Origin of the sequence: Alcanivorax sp., assembly GCF_002726155.1 — a bacterium.
GTDB lineage: Bacteria > Pseudomonadota > Gammaproteobacteria > Pseudomonadales > Alcanivoracaceae > Alcanivorax.
This window is the reverse complement of record NZ_PBSH01000031.1, coordinates 102825-121028: the sequence shown is the minus strand read 5'-3', so window position 1 is coordinate 121028 and position 18204 is coordinate 102825. Positions and strand designations below refer to the sequence as shown.

Annotated in this window: 13 protein-coding genes and 2 tRNA genes; 5 read left to right on the top strand and 10 right to left on the bottom strand. The window is 57.7% G+C overall.

Annotated elements, in window-relative coordinates:
• Nucleotides 1-10: 10 nt before the first annotated feature.
• The 10 genes from pepN to CL546_RS09695 form a co-directional block, all read right to left on the bottom strand.
• A complete protein-coding gene (gene pepN / locus CL546_RS09740) occupies nt 11-2632 on the bottom strand; it encodes an aminopeptidase N (protein WP_290494486.1) in 2622 nt (873 codons plus the stop codon).
• Nucleotides 2633-2738: 106 nt separating this feature from the next.
• Complete coding sequence (locus CL546_RS09735; RefSeq protein WP_290494484.1) at nt 2739-5123, bottom strand: hypothetical protein; 2385 nt, start codon at nt 5121-5123, stop codon at nt 2739-2741.
• Between the two features lie 281 nt (nt 5124-5404).
• A complete protein-coding gene (locus tag CL546_RS09730; RefSeq protein ID WP_290494482.1) occupies nt 5405-5677 on the bottom strand; it encodes a YeaC family protein in 273 nt (90 codons plus the stop codon).
• A 66-nt stretch (nt 5678-5743) separates the two neighbouring features.
• Nucleotides 5744-6634, bottom strand: a complete 891-nt coding sequence (locus CL546_RS09725) for an NAD(+) kinase (RefSeq protein WP_290494480.1) — start codon at nt 6632-6634, stop codon at nt 5744-5746.
• A 78-nt stretch (nt 6635-6712) separates the two neighbouring features.
• Nucleotides 6713-7786 carry a cyclic nucleotide-binding domain-containing protein gene (locus CL546_RS09720; protein ID WP_007150435.1) on the bottom strand — a complete coding sequence of 358 codons (1074 nt, stop codon included), beginning with the start codon at nt 7784-7786 and terminating at the stop codon, nt 6713-6715.
• 133 nt (nt 7787-7919) lie between these two features.
• Complete coding sequence (locus tag CL546_RS09715; RefSeq protein WP_290494477.1) at nt 7920-9281, bottom strand: hypothetical protein; 1362 nt, start codon at nt 9279-9281, stop codon at nt 7920-7922.
• Between the two features lie 666 nt (nt 9282-9947).
• A tRNA-Asp gene (locus CL546_RS09710) sits at nt 9948-10024 on the bottom strand.
• 35 nt (nt 10025-10059) lie between these two features.
• A tRNA-Val gene (locus CL546_RS09705) sits at nt 10060-10135 on the bottom strand.
• A 174-nt stretch (nt 10136-10309) separates the two neighbouring features.
• The gene (locus CL546_RS09700; protein WP_290494475.1) at nt 10310-10498 is read right to left on the bottom strand and encodes a hypothetical protein; all 189 of its coding nucleotides are present in this window, start codon (nt 10496-10498) and stop codon (nt 10310-10312) included.
• Nucleotides 10495-11091 carry a TetR/AcrR family transcriptional regulator gene (locus CL546_RS09695; RefSeq protein WP_290494473.1) on the bottom strand — a complete coding sequence of 199 codons (597 nt, stop codon included), beginning with the start codon at nt 11089-11091 and terminating at the stop codon, nt 10495-10497. The genes CL546_RS09700 and CL546_RS09695 overlap by 4 nt, the downstream gene beginning before the upstream one ends.
• 261 nt (nt 11092-11352) lie before the next feature.
• On the opposite strand from CL546_RS09695, the gene CL546_RS09690 reads away from it, so the two are divergent.
• From CL546_RS09690 to CL546_RS09670, 5 genes are all read left to right on the top strand, one after another.
• Nucleotides 11353-13149, top strand: coding sequence for an acyclic terpene utilization AtuA family protein (locus CL546_RS09690; protein ID WP_290494471.1), 1797 nt, complete (start codon nt 11353-11355; stop codon nt 13147-13149).
• Nucleotides 13150-13217: 68 nt separating this feature from the next.
• A complete protein-coding gene (locus tag CL546_RS09685) occupies nt 13218-14087 on the top strand; it encodes an SDR family oxidoreductase (RefSeq protein ID WP_290494469.1) in 870 nt (289 codons plus the stop codon).
• A complete protein-coding gene (locus CL546_RS09680) occupies nt 14087-15697 on the top strand; it encodes an acyl-CoA carboxylase subunit beta (RefSeq protein ID WP_290494467.1) in 1611 nt (536 codons plus the stop codon). The genes CL546_RS09685 and CL546_RS09680 overlap by 1 nt, the downstream gene beginning before the upstream one ends.
• A gap of 201 nt (nt 15698-15898) precedes the next feature.
• Entirely contained in the window at nt 15899-17056 is a 1158-nt protein-coding gene (locus CL546_RS09675; RefSeq protein WP_290494465.1) for an acyl-CoA dehydrogenase family protein, read from the top strand.
• A gap of 220 nt (nt 17057-17276) precedes the next feature.
• Nucleotides 17277-18083: an enoyl-CoA hydratase/isomerase family protein gene (locus CL546_RS09670; RefSeq protein ID WP_290494463.1), complete on the top strand. Its 807-nt coding sequence runs from the start codon at nt 17277-17279 to the stop codon at nt 18081-18083.
• The last annotated feature ends 121 nt before the right edge of the window (nt 18084-18204 follow it).

The window sequence follows — 18204 nt, the reverse complement described above, 5'->3', positions numbered from 1 at the left end:
GCCCCCGGAATCAGGATGACAGGATGCGGCCCAGCACCTCTACCACGTTATCCGATGCACTTTTTTGCACTCCGGAAAGCACCTCTGCCAGCCGCTCCCGCCGCTGCGGTTCGAGCTTCGGCAGGCGCGCCGCCCCATTGGCCAGGCGGGCCGCCACCTGTGGGTTGATCGCATCCAACCGGGTCAGCGCCTGGGCAAACAAGCGGTACCCCGCTCCATTTTCCGCATGGAAGGCCGACGGGTTGCCATTGGTGAATGTTCCCACCAGAGCCCGCACCCGGTTCGGCGTTTTCCAGTCAAAGGCAGGATGCTCCAGCAAGCCATTGACCCGATCGACGGTCTGCTCGCCCGGCACAGTGGCCTGCACCGCGAACCACTGATCCATCACCAGTGCTTCGTCCTGCCACCGTTCAGCAAACTGCGCCAGAGCCTGGTCTGCCCCTGGCAAGTCATGGTGCACCAGCACCTTCAGCGCCCCCAACTCTTCACTCATGCACAGGGGAAGCTCAAACAATTCCACCGCCAAGCGCCCTGCTTCGTCATGTTCGCCTGCTGCTAAAAAGTCCAGCGCCAGATTACGCAATTGCCGCCGCCCCATGGCACGGCCATCCATGCTCAACTCCGTCGCCAGCAGATTTTCTGCCAGAGACAGCCAGTGTGCCTGCAAGGCCTTACCCAATGCCCGTTTCATGGCGCGATGCGCCAAGTGAATGGATGCTGGGTTCAAGGGGGTATGCCGGTCACCCAATGCCACTTCACTGGGCAAGGTGAGCAACAGCGCGGCCTGAGCGGGGTCTTCATCGCTGCGTGCGATGACTTGCTCCAGCACAGGAACCAGCGCCGCAGCTTCTGCATTCGCCTCCCCGGGCTCAGCCACCAGCCGATCCAGGGCGGCGAAGTAAAGGCGCTGAGCCGCATTCCATCGACAATAGCCATCACTGTCATACGCCAGCAGGCGTGCCAGCTGCGCCGGCGTGTAGTCATAATCCAGCACCACCGGGGCGGAGAAACCACGCAGCAACGAAGGCGTCACGCCTTCTGGCACGGAGAAGGACACAGTATCTTGTGCCTTATCCACGATGATGACCCGCTCGCCTTGCCCGCTCGCGTCCAGAGCACAGGGCGCACCCTGTTTATCCAGAAGGGCCAGGCGGATGGGGATCACCAACGGCTGCTTGTCCTCCTGACCGGGGGTGGCAGGAGTATGTTGACGAAAAGTAAGATGATACTGCCCGTCACGGTACTCATCTGTAACGGTCAGTATTGGCGTACCCGCCTGGCTGTACCAGCGCTTGAACTGGCCCAGATCACGGCCGGAAACGGCCTCCATGCTGGCCACGAAGTCATCACAGGTTACCGCTTTGCCATCATTCGCCTGGAAATAATGGTCTGTAGCCTTGCGGAAATTCTCCGCCCCCAGCAAGTGATACTGCATGCGAACAATTTCCGCGCCCTTTTCATAAATGGTCAGGGTGTAGAAATTATCAATTTTCTGATATTCCTCCGGGCGAACTGCGTGGGCCATGGGCCCCTGATCTTCCGGGAATTGGTGGTTCACCAGGAAATCCACGTTCTCCACCCGCTGAACGGCAGCGGAATTCATGTCAGCCGAAAACTGCTGATCGCGAAAGACCGTAAACCCTTCCTTCAGGCTTAGCTGGAACCAGTCGCGACAGGTCACCCGATTACCGGACCAGTTATGGAAGTATTCGTGAGCCACCACAGATTCCACCCGCTGGAAACCTGCGTCTGTGGTAGTGGAGGGATGCGCCAGCACACAGGAGGTGTTGAAAATATTCAGACCCTTATTTTCCATGGCACCCATATTGAAATGGCTGACCGCCACGATCATGTAGATATCCAGATCGTATTCCCGGCCGTAAACCTGCTCATCCCAGCGCATGGCGTTTTTCAGCGACGCCATGGCATGGTCCAGCTTGTCCAGATCACGGTGCTCGGCATACAAGCGCAATGCCACCTTGCGCCCGGAAACCGTCACGAAAGTGCCCTCCAGGCACGCCAGGTCTCCGGCTACGAGCGCAAACAGATAACAGGGTTTCGGGAACGGGTCTTCCCAGGTCACCCAGTGGCGACCGTTCCCGCCTTCCTCTTCTTCCCCCCAGGCCACGGGATTACCGTTGGAGAGTAACAACGGATAACGGGCTTTATCAGCCCGCACGGTGGTAGTGAACCGGGCCAGCACATCCGGGCGATCCGGGAAAAAGGTAATGTGGCGAAAGCCTTCCGCTTCACACTGGGTGCAATACATTCCGTTGGACTGATACAGCCCTTCCAGCGCGGTGTTTTTTTCCGGCTCGATATCGACCACGGAGGTGAGCACACAGGCTTCAGGCAATCCCTCGACGGTTAACAGGCCGTTTTCATAGTGATAGCGGTCACTATCGAGCACCACATCATCCAGCGCCAGGGTGCGTAAGAGGAGGCTTTCACCGTTGAAGATCATTACTGTGGCGTCAGGAAAGGCGGGATTGCGACGCAGAGACAGACTACTGGTCACCGTGGTCACACCATCGCGAATATCTACATCCAGTGCCACACTATCGACCAGATAGGCCGGCGGCTGGTAATCCACCAGACGGGTAGTCTTGACTGCACTGTGCGCGGTTTCCATCTACTGCTCCTGACAAATCACGGGAACCGCCATCTTAATCGTTAGCCCAGAACGACAACACCCCGCCGAGGCGGGGTGTTGTCGTTTATTGGAGACTAACTGTGAATCAGGGAGCTGGAGTTTCCACATCCGCCGGCGCAGCTGCACCCACGGCCGTTTGTGCACCACCCGAGAGAATGAAGCTCACCGCCTGGGTCTGAAGCTCCGCCGTTACCTGAGGCGCACCACCAGAAGGCGTCAGCAACGAACCATGGCCACCAGCGGTCATCTTGACGATGCCCGGGGTGCCGGAAACATCTTGCTCACCCGGTGTCAGTTGCACAGCGCCTACCAGAGAAGACAGACCATCTGTCCCCATCAAAGGCAACGATGCATCACCATTGGGTACAACGGTGTCACCATTAACCTGCTGGAGCAAAACCGGTACCCCAAGAGTGCCAAGGGTCGCCGCGAAATTCACCGGATCACCGGACGACACCGTGCTTTGCGCCACATACAGGAACTTCTCGTAGTCCGACGTGCCGACTTGAACGCCATTGGCGGCAAGCCCTGCCTGGATACGCGGTGCGAAGGTATCGGAATTATTCAGCAGGTGAGCCAGTTGCGTACCGCCAACGGACCCTACGAAACCCTGGATCGCGTTCAGGTTGCTGCCGAAGCTGGCATCGTTGCCCATGGCAATCTGGTTAACTGTGGTGAACACCGAACCAACGATGGTGCCCAATGAAGCGCCAACAACCGTCACGTTATCCACATCAAGCGAACCGTTGCCATCGATATCCAGATCACTGATCGCCTGAATGCTCGCATTCAGGTTCAGCAGATCCATAACCGATTGGCGCAGGTTGTCACGAGTATTGGTCAGGTCAGCAAGGTTGATAAACCATGCACCCGCACCGTCAAGAGCGGTAGGGTTAGTAAAGTTCATCGGCGCCGGATTGCCCGCAGCATCCTGGGCCACATTAAAGTGCCGCTCACGCAGGGTATCGCCATACAGCGTAGAGAACGGGATCAACGCGCTGTTTTCCACATTGAGCGCACCAGCAAAGGCACTGTTGGCCGGAACACCGTGAACCGGAAGGTCAATGGCCACTGTCGCCACACACTTGGACGCCAGTGTGTGGCCCAGCGCCATTACCGAGGTCCGGTCACTGGTAATGCCGTGCACATAGATAACCGTGGGGTAACCCGAGCTATCGCGGACATTCGCACAGGTGGCACCGCCAAGTTCTGCCGGCTGGCTTGCCGGGTTCGGCAAGGTTACCTGCAGAGGTACAGTTTCGTTACCCATTCGCGCCGCAAACGGATAGCGGTAAGTCACATTGAATGAACCGTCCACATCCATGGGCGGCACACCCTCTCCCAGCTGCGAGCCGAGAACCTGGTCCGCAGTCCAAGATGTTTGCAGGAAGCTCAGATCAGAGGCACTGGCCGGCGCCTTCAGATAATAGGGAAGCTCAATGGCACCGGTATACAGCTTACCAGCATCAGCAGCCAGCGCTCCCTGAGTCAGGGTACTGAAATCCAAACCGGTGGCGGCATTGACGTCAACGAAACGCGCTTTCGGTGTGCTCAACAGCCCGTTTGTTTCCAGATCTGCGGCGTTACCTGCAGCCACCATCGGATCCTGGCCGGCATCAATCTGGGCTTGGGTCACTGCCGCACGAGGCGCCGCCATGGCAACCAGCGGAGTCAGAGGATCCGTAGTCGTAAAGGTGTAGGAAATCACCACAGAGTCTTTCGCGGATACCGGATCGGCAGCCAGACCATTGGCAAACAGCACGCCACCAGCAATGGTTTCCCATCCCTGAACAGCGCCACGCACAGGTGCCAGGCTGGCTGGCACTGGAGGAGCATCGGCCCCCATTAACTGGTAGGAGGCAGAACCGCCAACAGGGTCGCCCTGAGAGTTCAGCAAGCCATCAGTTACAAACACCAGATACTTGCTTTTCGCCATCAGCGGAATGGCCGGAGTGATACGCAGCACGTTATCAGTGCCGCCATCCACCGATGCCGTTGAGGCCGAGTATGCCGTCGTTGCCAGTGCAGCCATATCGACGCCAACAATATTGCCGGGGTTCAGCGCATCACCGTCACCGCCCGAGGTATCAAGAGGAATAAGAAAAACATTTGGCTGGCACATGGCCCCCATGGCGGCTTGAACCGGGGTACAGATACTGTCGGGGTCAATAGAACCGCCAGCGAAGGCGATATCAAAATAGGCCGTAACCGAAAAACCATCCAGGCTATTAACAGCAGCTTCGATCGCGTTATCCGGCACGCCAACATTCGCCGTGCCATCACTGGTGGACGCATCGGCAAAAATCAGATCAGTGTTAAGAGGCAGATCCGATGTGACAGGGTTAAATTTCGGGTAAGTACCAAGGAAGGTGGCCCCTTCGCTCTGGTCCGGTACCGTGTCGCTCCCGCCGCCACAGGCAGCCAGTGCCATAGCCACTGCCAGAGGCAGTACCTTTTTATAAGTATTCATGATCTCTCCCAAACCACTTTTTATTATCTAATTCCTGCCGTTGCCTGCACTTACACTCAGGGGGGGCTTGATACAAGCAGCAGAAGGCTCTTTAGCCAAACGAATTATTTGTGCCTACGCTAACCCCACTACCGAAGTGAGGTTTCTAGGAAGAATACATTAATTCCGTTTTTCCACAAACGCGCGGAACAGAAAAATAATGGCGGGAAACGCCGGCAGGCGTTTTTTCAGGGACGACTCGCCGGTCACCGACGAAAAGTATTCAAATAATTAAAATATGTTTACTGCAATGTATCCGGGCCACGCAGGATTACTGGCTGTTCTTCCGGTTTTTCTTCACTGCTCTTGCAGGCCTGCTCCATATACCCGGTGCGCTGCTCTTCCGGCAGGTTCTGCTGCTCCCAGGCAATCACCGCCTGCAGGCAAAGCTCCTTTTGCTCACGGGTTAAAACGCGGCCATCCGCCCACTTCCCGGTTTCCACCGCACGGCGCATGTTGTCGCAGGCTTCTGCAGACATGGACGCAATAAGGTCTTCAAAACTTTGGTAGCTCATGGTTTCACTCTTCAAAAAAACCGCAGCACGCGGCACGCTTCATGCAACACGAACAGACAACCCGCATCAGTTGCTGTCACCGGGCCGGGAGCTCCACCCCAGCTTGGACCGACATGCCTGATAAAAATCGTGCCCCGGAGGATGAATCAGGTGGAGACGATGCGGTTTTTTACGGATCGCGATCACATCATCCACCTGCAGACGAATCCCTTCTGTGCCATCGCAGCTGACCAGGGGTCGTACTTTTTCCGTGGTGATGTGGATTTTAATTTCACTGTCACCGGCCACGACCAACGGGCGGCTGGTCAGGGTATGGGGATTCAGGGGAACCAGCACCATGGCGTCAAGCTTGGGATGCATGATGGGCCCGCCGCCGGACAAGGCGTAGGCGGTAGAGCCGGTAGGTGTAGAGATAATCAGGCCATCGGAGCGCTGCCCATAAACAAAATGCCCATCGATCATCAATTCAAAATCGATCATGTGCACACTGTCACCCGACAGCAACACGATATCGTTCAGGGCGCTGCCCTCACCCACCACGGTTTTGCCCCGGCGTACTTCCAGATCCAGCAGGAAGCGCTTTTCCGTGCTGTATTCACCATCCAGCACCTGACCGACCCGGGATTCGATTTCAGAGGGAAGAATATCGGTAAGGAAACCCAGGTGGCCGCGGTTCACGCCCAGTACCGGCACGTTATAGCGGGACAAAATGCGCGCAGCGCCCAGCAAACTGCCATCGCCCCCGACCACAATTACCAGATCGCAGGACTCGCCCATTTGCGAAGCACTGGCGGCCTGCAAACCCATCTCCGGCAGATTGCCGATAATGTGTTTATCGAGGATGACGGTGCAATCACGGCCATGCAGAAAATGGATCAGCTGGCGCAATGAATAGAGCGCCTGCTCACTTTCCGACCGTGCAATTAATCCGATATTGCGAAATTTCTCTTGCGCCACAGGGGGGTCTCATTCAGGTAAAGCTGCGTTGGGTGATGCGAAACCCGAAAATCGGGCAGTCTCACCATCCGGCAAGCGCTACCCCTGAGTCAGGTACTCGTGCAGGGTACCAGCATTGGCATTCAGGCCGCCATCCAGCACGATCACATCCAGGCCGGCGTTTTTTAACAGAAAAGCGGCGGTGGCGCTACGTCGCCCGGTATCGCAGTAGGCGATATAGGTCTTGCCCGGGTCCAGCAGGCGGGATTTCAGCCGCAACACATTCAGGGGCATGTTGGTGGCCCCCACCAGATGCTCCTGGTCAAATTCATCACTGGTGCGCACATCCAGCCACCAGGCGCCCTTCTCGGCAGAGGACAGCACCTGATCTCCCGGCATGGTATTGATGATGGGCTCACGCAGCAGGGCATCAAAGTCCTGCCGATCCAGCTTCATCAGCACCCCGTCTGTGGCCATGGTCACCGTGGCATTACGTGGCTTGCCTGATAACAGCGCCTCTTCGCCAAACCACTGCCCCTCTTCCAGCATGGCTACCGGGGTCGGCTCGCCCTCGCCCAGACCAATTGATACCTCGCACACCCCTTCTTTCAGGATATAGCAGCAGTCAGCCGCCTCTCCCTGACGAATAATCACCTCACCTTCTTTGTGGCGGGTGGCTTTGAGGCGGCGGAAAATTTCCAGAATATTGGTCGGCGGCACCCGGTGGAACAGCTTGGACTTGAGCAACCGGATCATCCATTCCCGGTCGTTCTGGTAGGCGGAGTTGGCATTAATATCAAGAATGACGTAACCCGCCGACTGGTCCCAGGACAAAATGGTGTCCAGCCGGAAGCTGTCAAAGCGCACCACGCTCACCTCACCCACGGCTTTCGCGGTACTACGACGGGGCTGTGCGTGCTCCAGCGGATGCCAGGACGCGGTATCACCGGCGCTCACCGTATGGCTTTTGCCCTCTTCATCGGTGAGCTCTACCCGGCCACTGAGCAGATAAATCGTGGTGTTATCCTGATCACCCAGCGAAAAAAGGACATCATCTGACGCATAGCGGCACACTTCCTGCTGGTCGAGCAACCAGTCCAGCTGATCTCCGGACAGGGCGTTAACCGGCACAAACGTCTGTAACAGGCTTTTATCGATGGATTCCTGCGCCATAACAGCGGCTCCCGATGTTCTTGTTGTTGCAATGGTTGTTGCAATGCTGCCGGGCCAAAGCCCCTATCAGAAAAAAGTACTGCAAAAATCTTACCAATCAAGCACCTAGCGGAACCAGTTCACAGTTATTCACTCAACGGAAACGCAGCACATTGTCGATGGCAGAATCATTGCGGCAGTTCGGGCAGCGGTTGGCGTTGCAATCAGACACCCCTGGCTTGAACTGATTGGGCACTTCCACACGGATCACCCGCTTGCCACAAGGTGTCTCATCGGCCCCCACGGGAACCTGGCAGGTGGGGCTTTCATAGTGCGCCAACCAGGCGCGGTAATGGTCTTCGGTGACCAGACATTTGCGGGCAGCAAAGGCAATGGGGTTTTCCATGTAGCTGGCCACCTGGTCCGCCGCGATGGAGATATGCCCCGCGCCAGGATGAAAAGCGATAAAGCTCAACCCCAGCTCTTCCAGCTTCTCCAGGGTCTTCTGCGCCCCGCTATTGGCGTCTTTTGCTTTATTGCGTTTCTGTTCAGCGATTTCTTCACGGAGCTGGCCAATCAGGTCATCCCGGGTAAGCACATCCATTTCCAGCGCATGTAACTGCTCCGACATCTTCGCCCGCTCTTCCTCGAGTCGCTGCTCCAATGCCAGCTTGTACTGCTCCGTCAGCACCTCCATCTCGCTTCCCTGGTGCTCACTGCGGCGACTCTGCTCTTCCAGACTCTGATTCAGGGATAGCAGCTGCCCCTTCAGGGATTCATTCTGCTCCCGCAAGGCACCATTCTGGGATTTGATCGCCTTGAACTGCCCCATCACCTTTTCCAGCTGGGCATTGAGGATTTCTTCTTTCTGCTGGGCCGCGTACCTCACCTTGGCAGCGTCTTCAGACTGGGTGTTCTCAAGGGTCTGCACCCGCAGGCGCAGCTCCTTGATAATGCGCGCCAGGCGCACACGCTCCTGGTCGGCTTTCTTTTGTGACTCATCCGTTTCCGGCGCAATCGTTGGCGCCGATGTGCCCACCACAGGCGGAGGAGCGACATCCATCTCATCATCCATTTCCAGCCCCATCTTCGGGCCTCGCTCACGAATGGAATCACGGATGGCAATAAAATCGTTGGCACCGGGCTTCATTCCCGGATCCCACATCTGGTCCTGATGCCAGGCCACCGGGCACTGGCTGCGGCAGGCAAGACGAACCGGCCCCGCCCCCATATCCGGCCCCTGACCCGCATGCTCCGCAAGGTGACGCAATGGCACATTCCAGGTGGTATCAGCCATTCCGTCTTCATCAAAATCAATGGTAAACAGCACCAGGGAGCGCACTCGCAACTGGCCGTTAACCAGGCAGTACGCCCCCCGCACCTCTTTGTCCGCAAACTCAGGCACCCCGACCATTCCATCGAGAATGGCTTCGAAATCTGCGTAGAGCATGCTTTTGGAAATACCCCGATGATCAAAAAATAGAATCGCTTCCGAGGTAACAGAGGATGCAGCCATGGTGCCGGTCCTTCCCTTGAAATTATTTTATAGGTGGCCGCCGCAGGCAGATGCGTCGCACATCGCGTCACTCCCAAAAGTGACACCCACAGTCGCGGCGCTGCCAATTATAGTCAGGCCTTATGGAAAGAGTGTGACCTGAAAGGCAGTTAAACAAAAGTCACGCCAATAGCTTGCGTCAGACGACGCCATCAGAACAGTACCGGAGTCACGTTGCGGCAGAAAAAGCAGGCAGAAATGAGGCGGGACGGAGGGAGGGGTAACCAAAGAGGGGCAGAGAACAGCGAAGGATTACAACTCCTCGCCGTCATCTGCCCAATCATCATCTTCCAGCCACTCTTCCAGGCTTTCCATCAACAGCTTTTCTTCCAGGCGCTCTTCCAGATAATCATCCATTGTCTTTTTCCTTCTATGGTTTCACATGTCGTCCGTGAAATTAGACAGATAGAAAGTGACAAGTTCATGAAAGGTAACGCCAGATGCCTGACGCAGGATGCCTGACAAAGAAAAACCGGGAGAATGAAAGGGCAAAGGCAGGAACTTACAACGCAGGAACAGCGACCGTTTTGCGTCAAACATCAGGCATTTGGCATCAAACGTACCGTTTCCAGCGTTTTCCACATACAAAAAAGGCCCTCCCGAAGGAGAGCCTTTCTTGCTGAATAGTGGCGGAGCGGACGGGACTCGAACCCGCGACCCCCGGCGTGACAGGCCGGTATTCTAACCAACTGAACTACCGCTCCACTTATCCCTTACGGAATTCTTTCACTTACAAAATTGGTGGGTGATGACGGGATCGAACCGCCGACCCTCTGCTTGTAAGGCAGATGCTCTCCCAGCTGAGCTAATCACCCTTGTTCGCGCTGCGAAGTGGGCGCCATTTTAGGGATTGGGCCGGGGGTGTCAACGGCTTTTTTTCAGAAAGACGTTCGTTTGCCTAGAAAATGGACGATAAGCCTAAAACTTGGGCAAAACGAACACAAAACCATCGAAAACAGCCCCTTTTTCCAGAACCACACCGGGGCAACCTAGCCCGCCTCCAACGCCTCAATACGGGCTTTTGCCTCTTCCAGGCTGAATTTACCCGGTAATGACTGCCCGTTCGGCTTGGCAATCAGATAATGATGCACATCCAGCGCCCAGGTCTGCCGATTCAGCTCTCCCTCCTCGATGATGGAGTAACCACTTTCCCCCCACGCTATCGCATTACCAATCATGATGCGGACTCACCAATCACCCGGGCCAACATGATATCGGCCAGATCATCCAGACTCAGCGGCCCTTCGCGATCAAACCAGTTCGGCGCCCAGCCGGTCATTCCCGTCAGCAGGCGACGCATAATGAAGGGGTCCGTGGTGAAGTCGCCCTGATCGTGCAAATCAGACAATACATCCAGCCACAGCTGCTCATAAATACCTCGCAATTTGAGTGCTCGGGCCTGCTTGTCTGCGCTCAGGCAACGCCACTCCGTCACCATCACCGTCATCGCTTCGGCGGTATCCCCCACGATGGACTGCAGCTCCGCCCGAATCAGCGCTCGCAACCTGTCTTTCCCTGAATGGTGGGCAGCGATAGCTTGGCGCAGGCGCTCGGTATTGAAATGAATTACCTCTTCCATCACCGCATAGAGGATATCCTCCTTGGTTTTGAAGTGATGGAAGATGGAGCCGCTCTGAATCCCCACCGATGCCGCAATATCGCGAACCGTGGTGCGATCGAACCCCTTGTCCCGGAACAGGTGCGCAGCAGCACTGAGCAAGCGCCCGCGGGGAGAATCATCAATTCCGTTAATCGCCAGAGACTCAGCCATTGGTATCCTCTTTTTTGTGTACCCGCATTATGGCAAGACCGCATCGCGCTGCAAGCCACAACCGGATCGCGCCTTTTCAGGGCGTCATGGGTTGGCACCGCCCCCGCATATTCCACGCACACGCTCTCTCCAGCACCGGACTCCAGTGCGCACACGCCCGTATTTTATTTTGCGTGAAACGTAATCGGTTTTGCCCTTTACAAACCAAGCGCTTGCTTGGTAGCTTACGAGACCATGAATTCACACGCAAATGGAGCCACCATGTCAGAGCCTGTTCGCATCGGTTGTGCCGCCGGATTCTGGGGCGATACCAACAGCGCTGCCTTCCAGCTGGTTCACCAGACCGAGCTGGATTATCTGGTGTTCGATTATCTGGCCGAGGTCACTCTTTCGATCATGGCCGGGGCACGGATGAAAGACCCCAACGCCGGCTATGCCCACGATTTTGTCACCAATGTGATGGCCCCTCTGGCTAAAGACATCAAAGCGAAAAACATCAAGGTGATCAGTAATGCCGGTGGCGTGAACCCACGCGCCTGTCGTGATGCACTGGAAAAAGCCTTCGCTGCCGCCGGGGTGGAAATGAAGATCGCCCTGGTAGAAGGGGATGATCTGAATAGCCGCCGCAACGATTTTGCCGGCGTGACCGAACTGGATAGTGGCGCCCCCCTGCCCCCCATGACCGTTACCATGAATGCCTATCTGGGCGCTCTGCCTATCAAGGCGGCACTGGATGGCGGGGCCGACATCGTGCTCACCGGCCGCATCGCCGACTCAGCCGTAGTACTGGGTCCGCTGATGCACGAATTTGACTGGTCCGCCGATGATTACGACAAGCTGGCCCAGGGTTCACTCGCCGGCCACGTAATTGAATGCGGCGCGCAATGCACCGGCGGTAACTTCACCGATTGGCGCGATGTCCCAGACTTCCACAATATGGGTTTCCCGGTGGCTGAATGTCATGCGGATGGCCACTTTGTGATTACCAAGCCTGCCAATACCGGTGGACTGGTCACCTGCGCTACCGTTGGCGAGCAGATTGTTTACGAAATCGGCGATCCACGTGCTTATTTGCTGCCTGACGTGGTTTGCGATTTTACCCAGGTGACCCTGGAGCAGGTCGGCGAGCATCGCGTCAGCGTCTCTGGCGCCCGTGGCCTGCCGCCCACCGACAGCTACAAAGTGTCTGCCACCTACCCGGACGGCAACCGCATTACCGCGTCCTTCTTGATGGGCGGCATAGACGCGCCCGCAAAAGGCCAGGTAGTCGCCGATGCCATTCTGAAAAAGGTAGCCGGCCTGTTTCAGCAACTGGGCATGGCCCCGTTTCGCGATACCAGTGTGGAAATTCTTGGCAGCGAAAGCACCTATGGCGCCAATGCGCGCCGCGCCGACAGCCGCGAAGTCGTGGTCAAGATCGCCGCCCTGCACGATGACAAAAAAGCACTGGGCCTGTTTGCCCGGGAAATTGCCCAGGCTGCCACCGGCATGGCGCCGGGCCTCTCCGGCCTGGTTGGCGGCCGCCCCAAACCCATCCCGCGCATCCGCCTGTTTTCTACCTTGGTAGAAAAAAGTGCGGTCACCGCCACTGTGGATCTGGACGGCAACACGCACTCCGTCGACACACCCACCGGCCAGGTCTTTGATGCCGGCGCCCTGCCCCAGGACACGGATTACGGCACCGCTAGCGGCGATACTGACACCGACACCACAGTGCCACTGGTCAAACTGGCCTGGGCCCGCAGTGGCGACAAGGGCAACCACGCCAATATTGGCGTCATCGCCCGCAAGGCAGAATACCTGCCCTACCTGAATGCAGCGCTGACAGAACAGAGCGTGGCTACTTATATGCAGCACGTGCTGGACCCGAATACTGGCAGCGTTCACCGCTGGTCCATGCCGGGCATGAATGCCTTCAACTTTCTGCTGAAAAATGCCCTGGGCGGCGGCGGCATCGCCTCTCTACGTATTGACCCGCAAGGCAAAGCCTTTGCCCAGCAGTTACTGGATATGCCGATCCCCGTCAGCCAGACCATCGCTGACGAAGTAGACAAATAACGTTGATCTTAGCGTGCTGCATGCAACGTGACGCATGCAGGCGCCTTTAGGACTGCAAGGACTAAAACATGTCATACCGTTCCGTCTTTAAAGAGAACCTGTTCGCCGGCCAGAACATCATTGTCACTGGCGGCGGCTCCGGCATTGGCCGTTGCACCGCCCACGAACTGGCGGCCCTGGGCGCCCGCGTGGTGCTCATCGGTCGCAAACAGGAAAAACTGGATGCCGTCGCCGCTGAAATTGCCGAAGACGGCGGCCAGGCGCTGGGGTTTTCCTGCGATATCCGTGATGAAGAAGCGGTAAAAACCACCGTTGGCGACGTCTACAAAGCGGTCCAGGTCGTCCACGGTCTGGTCAACAACGCCGGCGGCCAGTTCCCTTCTCCGCTGGCCTTGATCAGCCAGAAAGGCTGGGAAACCGTGGTGCGCACCAACCTGACCGGGGGCTTTCTGATGGCCCGGGAAGTGTTCCTGCAGGGCATGAACAAAAACGGCGGCGCCATCGTCAACATCGTCGCCGACATGTGGGGCGGCATGCCCGGCATGGGGCACTCCGGCGCCGCTCGCGCAGGTATGGTCAACTTTACCCAGACCTCAGCCTATGAATGGGGCAGCTGCGGTGTACGCGTCAACGCAGTCGCTCCGGGCTGGATCATGTCCAGCGGCATGGATACCTACCCCGATGGCTTCAAGCAAACCCTGAAAACCCTGCGCGCGGCCGTACCCCTGCAGCGCATGGGCAATGAATCGGAAGTGTCCGGCGCAATCTGTTTCCTGCTCAGCGATGCGTCCGCCTTTATCAGCGGCGACACCCTGCGTATCGACGGTGCCGCCAGTCAGGGCAATGTGGCGATCTTTCCGCTGCCCTCCCACGACAAGAGCAAGCCGTTCGATGGCTTCCACCGTGCCACCACCCCGGACGTGTTCAAGGATCTCTAATGGCGACTCTCGACAGCGCACTTGACCCCAACAGCGAAGAATACCGCCAGAACCGCGACGCCTTGCTCGCGGCCGTGGAGGAATTCCGTGCCATCGAACAGGCCGTGGTGGATACCGCGGAAAGCAAACGGGCCAAGTTTGAAAAACGTGGCCAACTGCTTCCCCACGAACGTATCTCCCGGCTGCTGGATGCAGGCTCCCCGTTTTTAAGTCTGATGAACCTGGCCGGCTACAAGATGCACGACGACAAGGACGGCACCGAAGCCGGCGGCAGCACCATTGCCGGCATTGGCTATGTGTCCGGTGTCCGCTGCCTAGTCACCGCCTCCAACTCGGCCATCAAGGGCGGCACTATTTCTCCCTCCGGCCTGCACAAGACCCTGCGCCTGCAGCGCATTGCGCTGGAAAACAAACTGCCGGTGGTCAGCTTGGTGGAATCCGGCGGTGCTAACCTGAACTATGCCGCAGAAGTGTTCGTGGATGGCGCCCGCACCTTTGCCAACCAGGCACGCCTGTCCGCCGCAGGCATTCCGCAAATCACCGTGGTTCACGGCAATGCCACCGCCGGCGGTGCCTACCAGCCAGGCCTGTCTGATTACGTGGTGGTGGTCCGCGAACGTGCCAAGATGTTTCTGGCCGGCCCGCCGCTGCTGAAAGCCGCTACCGGTGAAATTGCCACCGACGAAGAGCTGGGCGGCGCAGAGATGCATGCCGGCACCGCTGGGACAGCCGAGTACCTGGCGCAGTCCGATGCAGACGGTATCAGCCAGGCTCGAGATCTGGTGAAACTATTGGGCTGGCGCCGGGCGGCAGCCGAGGCGCCCGAGCATGAAGCACCCAAATTCCCGCCTGAAGAACTGCTTGGCGTGGTGCCTGCCGATGCCAAGAAACCCTACGACGTACGCGAAATCATTGCCCGCATCGTCGATGGTTCCGACTTTCTGGATTTCAAAAACGAGTGGGATAGCGCCACCGTCTGCGGCTGGAGCACCATCGAAGGCAAGCCCGTGGGCATCATTGGTAATAACGGACCGATTACGCCACGCGGCGCCGCCAAGGCAGCCCAGTTTATCCAGCTGTGCGATCAGACCCGCCGCCCCTTACTGTTCCTTCACAACACTACCGGCTTCATGGTCGGTACCGATGCGGAACAGAACGGGGTGATCAAAAACGGCTCCAAAATGCTGCAGGCTGTGGCCAACGCACGGGTGCCGAAAATTTCCGTGCTGGTGGGCGGCTCCTACGGGGCCGGCAATTACGCCATGTGCGGCCGGGGACTGGATCCGCGCTTCATCTTTGCCTGGCCGAATTCCAAAGTCGCGGTCATGGGTGGCCAACAGGCCGGCATGGTGCTGCGCATTGTGGCCGAGGGCAAACAACGGGCTAACGGTATCGAACCCGACCCGAAAGTCCTCGACATGCTGCAACAGACCACCGCCCAGAAACTGGACAGCCAGTCCACTGCGCTCTACGGCACCGCCCGGCTTTGGGACGACGGCATTATCGACCCCCGCGACACCCGCCGGGTGGTGGCTTACGCGCTGGATATTTGCGATGACGCAGAACAACGCCAGCTACACCCGAATTCGTTCGGGGTGGCGAGACTTTAAAGGCAGTTAAAAGCTGAAAGTTCAAAGTTAAAAAGCGCGAATTATGCAAAGCCAAACGGACAAAGCTCAGCCCGCGCACGAAGGCTGAGGCGCGGCTACCGATGACTTCAGTCAATGACATGCCCGGCCCGCGTTTCAACTTTGAACTTTAAGCTTTCAACTCAAACAACAGAACATAACGAACACAACAGGGAGCCTCCCATGCAATTCACTCAGGAACACGAAGAACTTCGCCGTACAGTCCGTAATTTTGTCGACAAGGAACTGAATCCCCATGTCCGCGAATGGGAAGATGCCGGACGCTTCCCGATTCACGAAGTGTTCAAGAAAATGGGCGACCTGGGGCTGCTCGGCGTCACCAAACCGGAAGAATTTGGCGGCATGGGCCTGGACTATTCCTACGGCATGGTCATGAGCGAAGAAATGGGCCGCGTCCATTGTGGCGGCGTACCGTTGGCCGTTGGGGTACAGACTGACATGGCCACCCCCGCCATCGCCCGGTTCGGTTCCGATGAACTGCGCCGTAATTACCTTGCTCCGGCCATTGCTGGCGACATGGTGGCCTCCATTGCCGTCTCCGAGCCCCATGCCGGTTCCGACGTGGCAGCGGTAAAAACCACCGCGGTGAAAGATGGCGACGACTACGTGATCAACGGTACCAAGATGTGGATCACCAACTCCCCCAGCGCGGATTTCTTCTGCCTGCTGGCGAACACCTCCGACGCCAAGCCTCACGTCAACAAATCCCTGATCGTGGTGCCCAAGGATGCCGCTGGAATCACCGTGGACAAGCCTCTGAACAAGCTGGGCATGCGCTCTTCGGAAACCGCCCAGGTGTTCTTCGATAACGTGCGCGTGCCTCAGCGCAACCTGATCGGTCAGGAAGGCATGGGCTTCATGATGCAGATGATGCAGTTCCAGGAAGAGCGTCTGTTTGCCGCGGCCAATAGTCTCAAGGGCATGGAACATGTCATCGATGAAACCATCGCCTATGCCAAAGATCGCAAAATATTCGGCATGTCACTGATCGACAACCAGAGCGTGCATTTCCGTCTGGCCGAACTGCAAACCGAGGTCGAAGCCCTGCGCGCCCTCACCTACCAGGCCTGCGAAATGTATGTGAATGGCAAGGACGTCCTGCAGCTGGCCTCCATGGCCAAACTGAAAGTGGGCCGCCTGAGCCGTGAAGTCGCTGACAGCTGCCTGCAGTACTGGGGCGGTAACGGCTTCATGTGGGAAAACCCCGCCGGCCAGCTCTACCGTGATGGCCGCCTGGGTTCCATCGGCGGCGGCGCCGACGAAGTCATGCTGGGCATTATCTGCAAGACCATGGACATCCTGCCGGGCAAGAAAAAATAACAGGCCACCCCGGCCCCGGAATACTGCCCGCTGTAGGAGCGGCGCTTGAGCCGCGAAAACCCAGGAGCGAGAAGCGAGTTACGAGAAGCGAAATGCACAACCGAACCATCGTGTTTCAGGTTTTCGGGCCTCGTAACTCGCGCCTCGCAACTCATATTCTGTTCGCGCCTCAAGCGGCGCTCCTACAGCGGCCCTGTAGACATGTTGAGAGGAGCGCATGATGACGCTACCGAAAACAGATACCTTACAGCTAAATCAAGACGGCCCGGTTCTGCATATCACCTTGAACCGGCCCGAAAGCCGCAATGCCATGAGCCTGACCATGGTGAACGAATTGATGGCGGTGTTTGAAAGCGTGGCCGGCGATACAACCATTCGTGCCATCGTTCTGCGCGGCGCCGACGGCCATTTCTGTGCCGGCGGCGACATCAAGGACATGGCCGGAGCGCGACAGCAGGCCGCCAGCGGCGACGATAATGCCTTCCAGGCGCTGAACCGTCGTTTCGGGGAAATGATTACCGCAGCCAACCGTCAGCCACAGGTAATGATCACCGTGCTGGAAGGGGCGGTGCTCGGTGGCGGCTTTGGCCTGGCGTGTATTTCGGACGTGGCCATTGCCAGCGAAGACGCCACCTTCGGCCTGCCGGAAACCGGGCTGGGTGTGATCCCCGCACAAATTGCCCCCTTTGTGGTGGAACGCATCGGCCTGACCCAGGCCCGCCGCCTGGCGTTGACTGGCGTACGCTTCAAGGGAAGCGAAGCCTTGCGGCTGGGTATCGTGCATGAGGTGGCAAGTGACACCAAGGCACTGAATGCTGCCCTGGAGAACACCCTGTCGGCCGTTCGCCGCTGTGCGCCACATGCCAATCGCGTCACCAAAGAGCTGGTATTAAACGTGGGCCACATTCCCATGAACACCTTGCTGGACCAGGCCGCCACCGACTTCGCTGCTGCGGTCAACAGCGAGGAAGGCCAGGAAGGCACCATCGCGTTCGTACAAAAACGCCCGGCGGCCTGGAATCAATAAGCACATACGTTGCGAGGAGCGAGTGACGAGTCGTGAAACCAGCTTGCCTCGTTTTTGCATTTCGCTACTCGTTACTCGTATCTCGCTCCTGAGCGGTTCGTGTCCTCAAGTAGCGCTCCTG

Coding starts and splice junctions, on each gene's coding strand:
- pepN (WP_290494486.1), bottom strand. CDS start 2,632: ATGGAAACCGCGCACAGTGCAGTCAAGACTACCCGTCTGGTGGATTAC.
- CL546_RS09735 (WP_290494484.1), bottom strand. CDS start 5,123: ATGAATACTTATAAAAAGGTACTGCCTCTGGCAGTGGCTATGGCACTG.
- CL546_RS09730 (WP_290494482.1), bottom strand. CDS start 5,677: ATGAGCTACCAAAGTTTTGAAGACCTTATTGCGTCCATGTCTGCAGAA.
- CL546_RS09720 (WP_007150435.1), bottom strand. CDS start 7,786: ATGGCGCAGGAATCCATCGATAAAAGCCTGTTACAGACGTTTGTGCCG.
- CL546_RS09715 (WP_290494477.1), bottom strand. CDS start 9,281: ATGGCTGCATCCTCTGTTACCTCGGAAGCGATTCTATTTTTTGATCAT.
- CL546_RS09700 (WP_290494475.1), bottom strand. CDS start 10,498: ATGATTGGTAATGCGATAGCGTGGGGGGAAAGTGGTTACTCCATCATC.
- CL546_RS09695 (WP_290494473.1), bottom strand. CDS start 11,091: ATGGCTGAGTCTCTGGCGATTAACGGAATTGATGATTCTCCCCGCGGG.
- CL546_RS09690 (WP_290494471.1), top strand. CDS start 11,353: ATGTCAGAGCCTGTTCGCATCGGTTGTGCCGCCGGATTCTGGGGCGAT.
- CL546_RS09685 (WP_290494469.1), top strand. CDS start 13,218: ATGTCATACCGTTCCGTCTTTAAAGAGAACCTGTTCGCCGGCCAGAAC.
- CL546_RS09680 (WP_290494467.1), top strand. CDS start 14,087: ATGGCGACTCTCGACAGCGCACTTGACCCCAACAGCGAAGAATACCGC.
- CL546_RS09675 (WP_290494465.1), top strand. CDS start 15,899: ATGCAATTCACTCAGGAACACGAAGAACTTCGCCGTACAGTCCGTAAT.
- CL546_RS09670 (WP_290494463.1), top strand. CDS start 17,277: ATGACGCTACCGAAAACAGATACCTTACAGCTAAATCAAGACGGCCCG.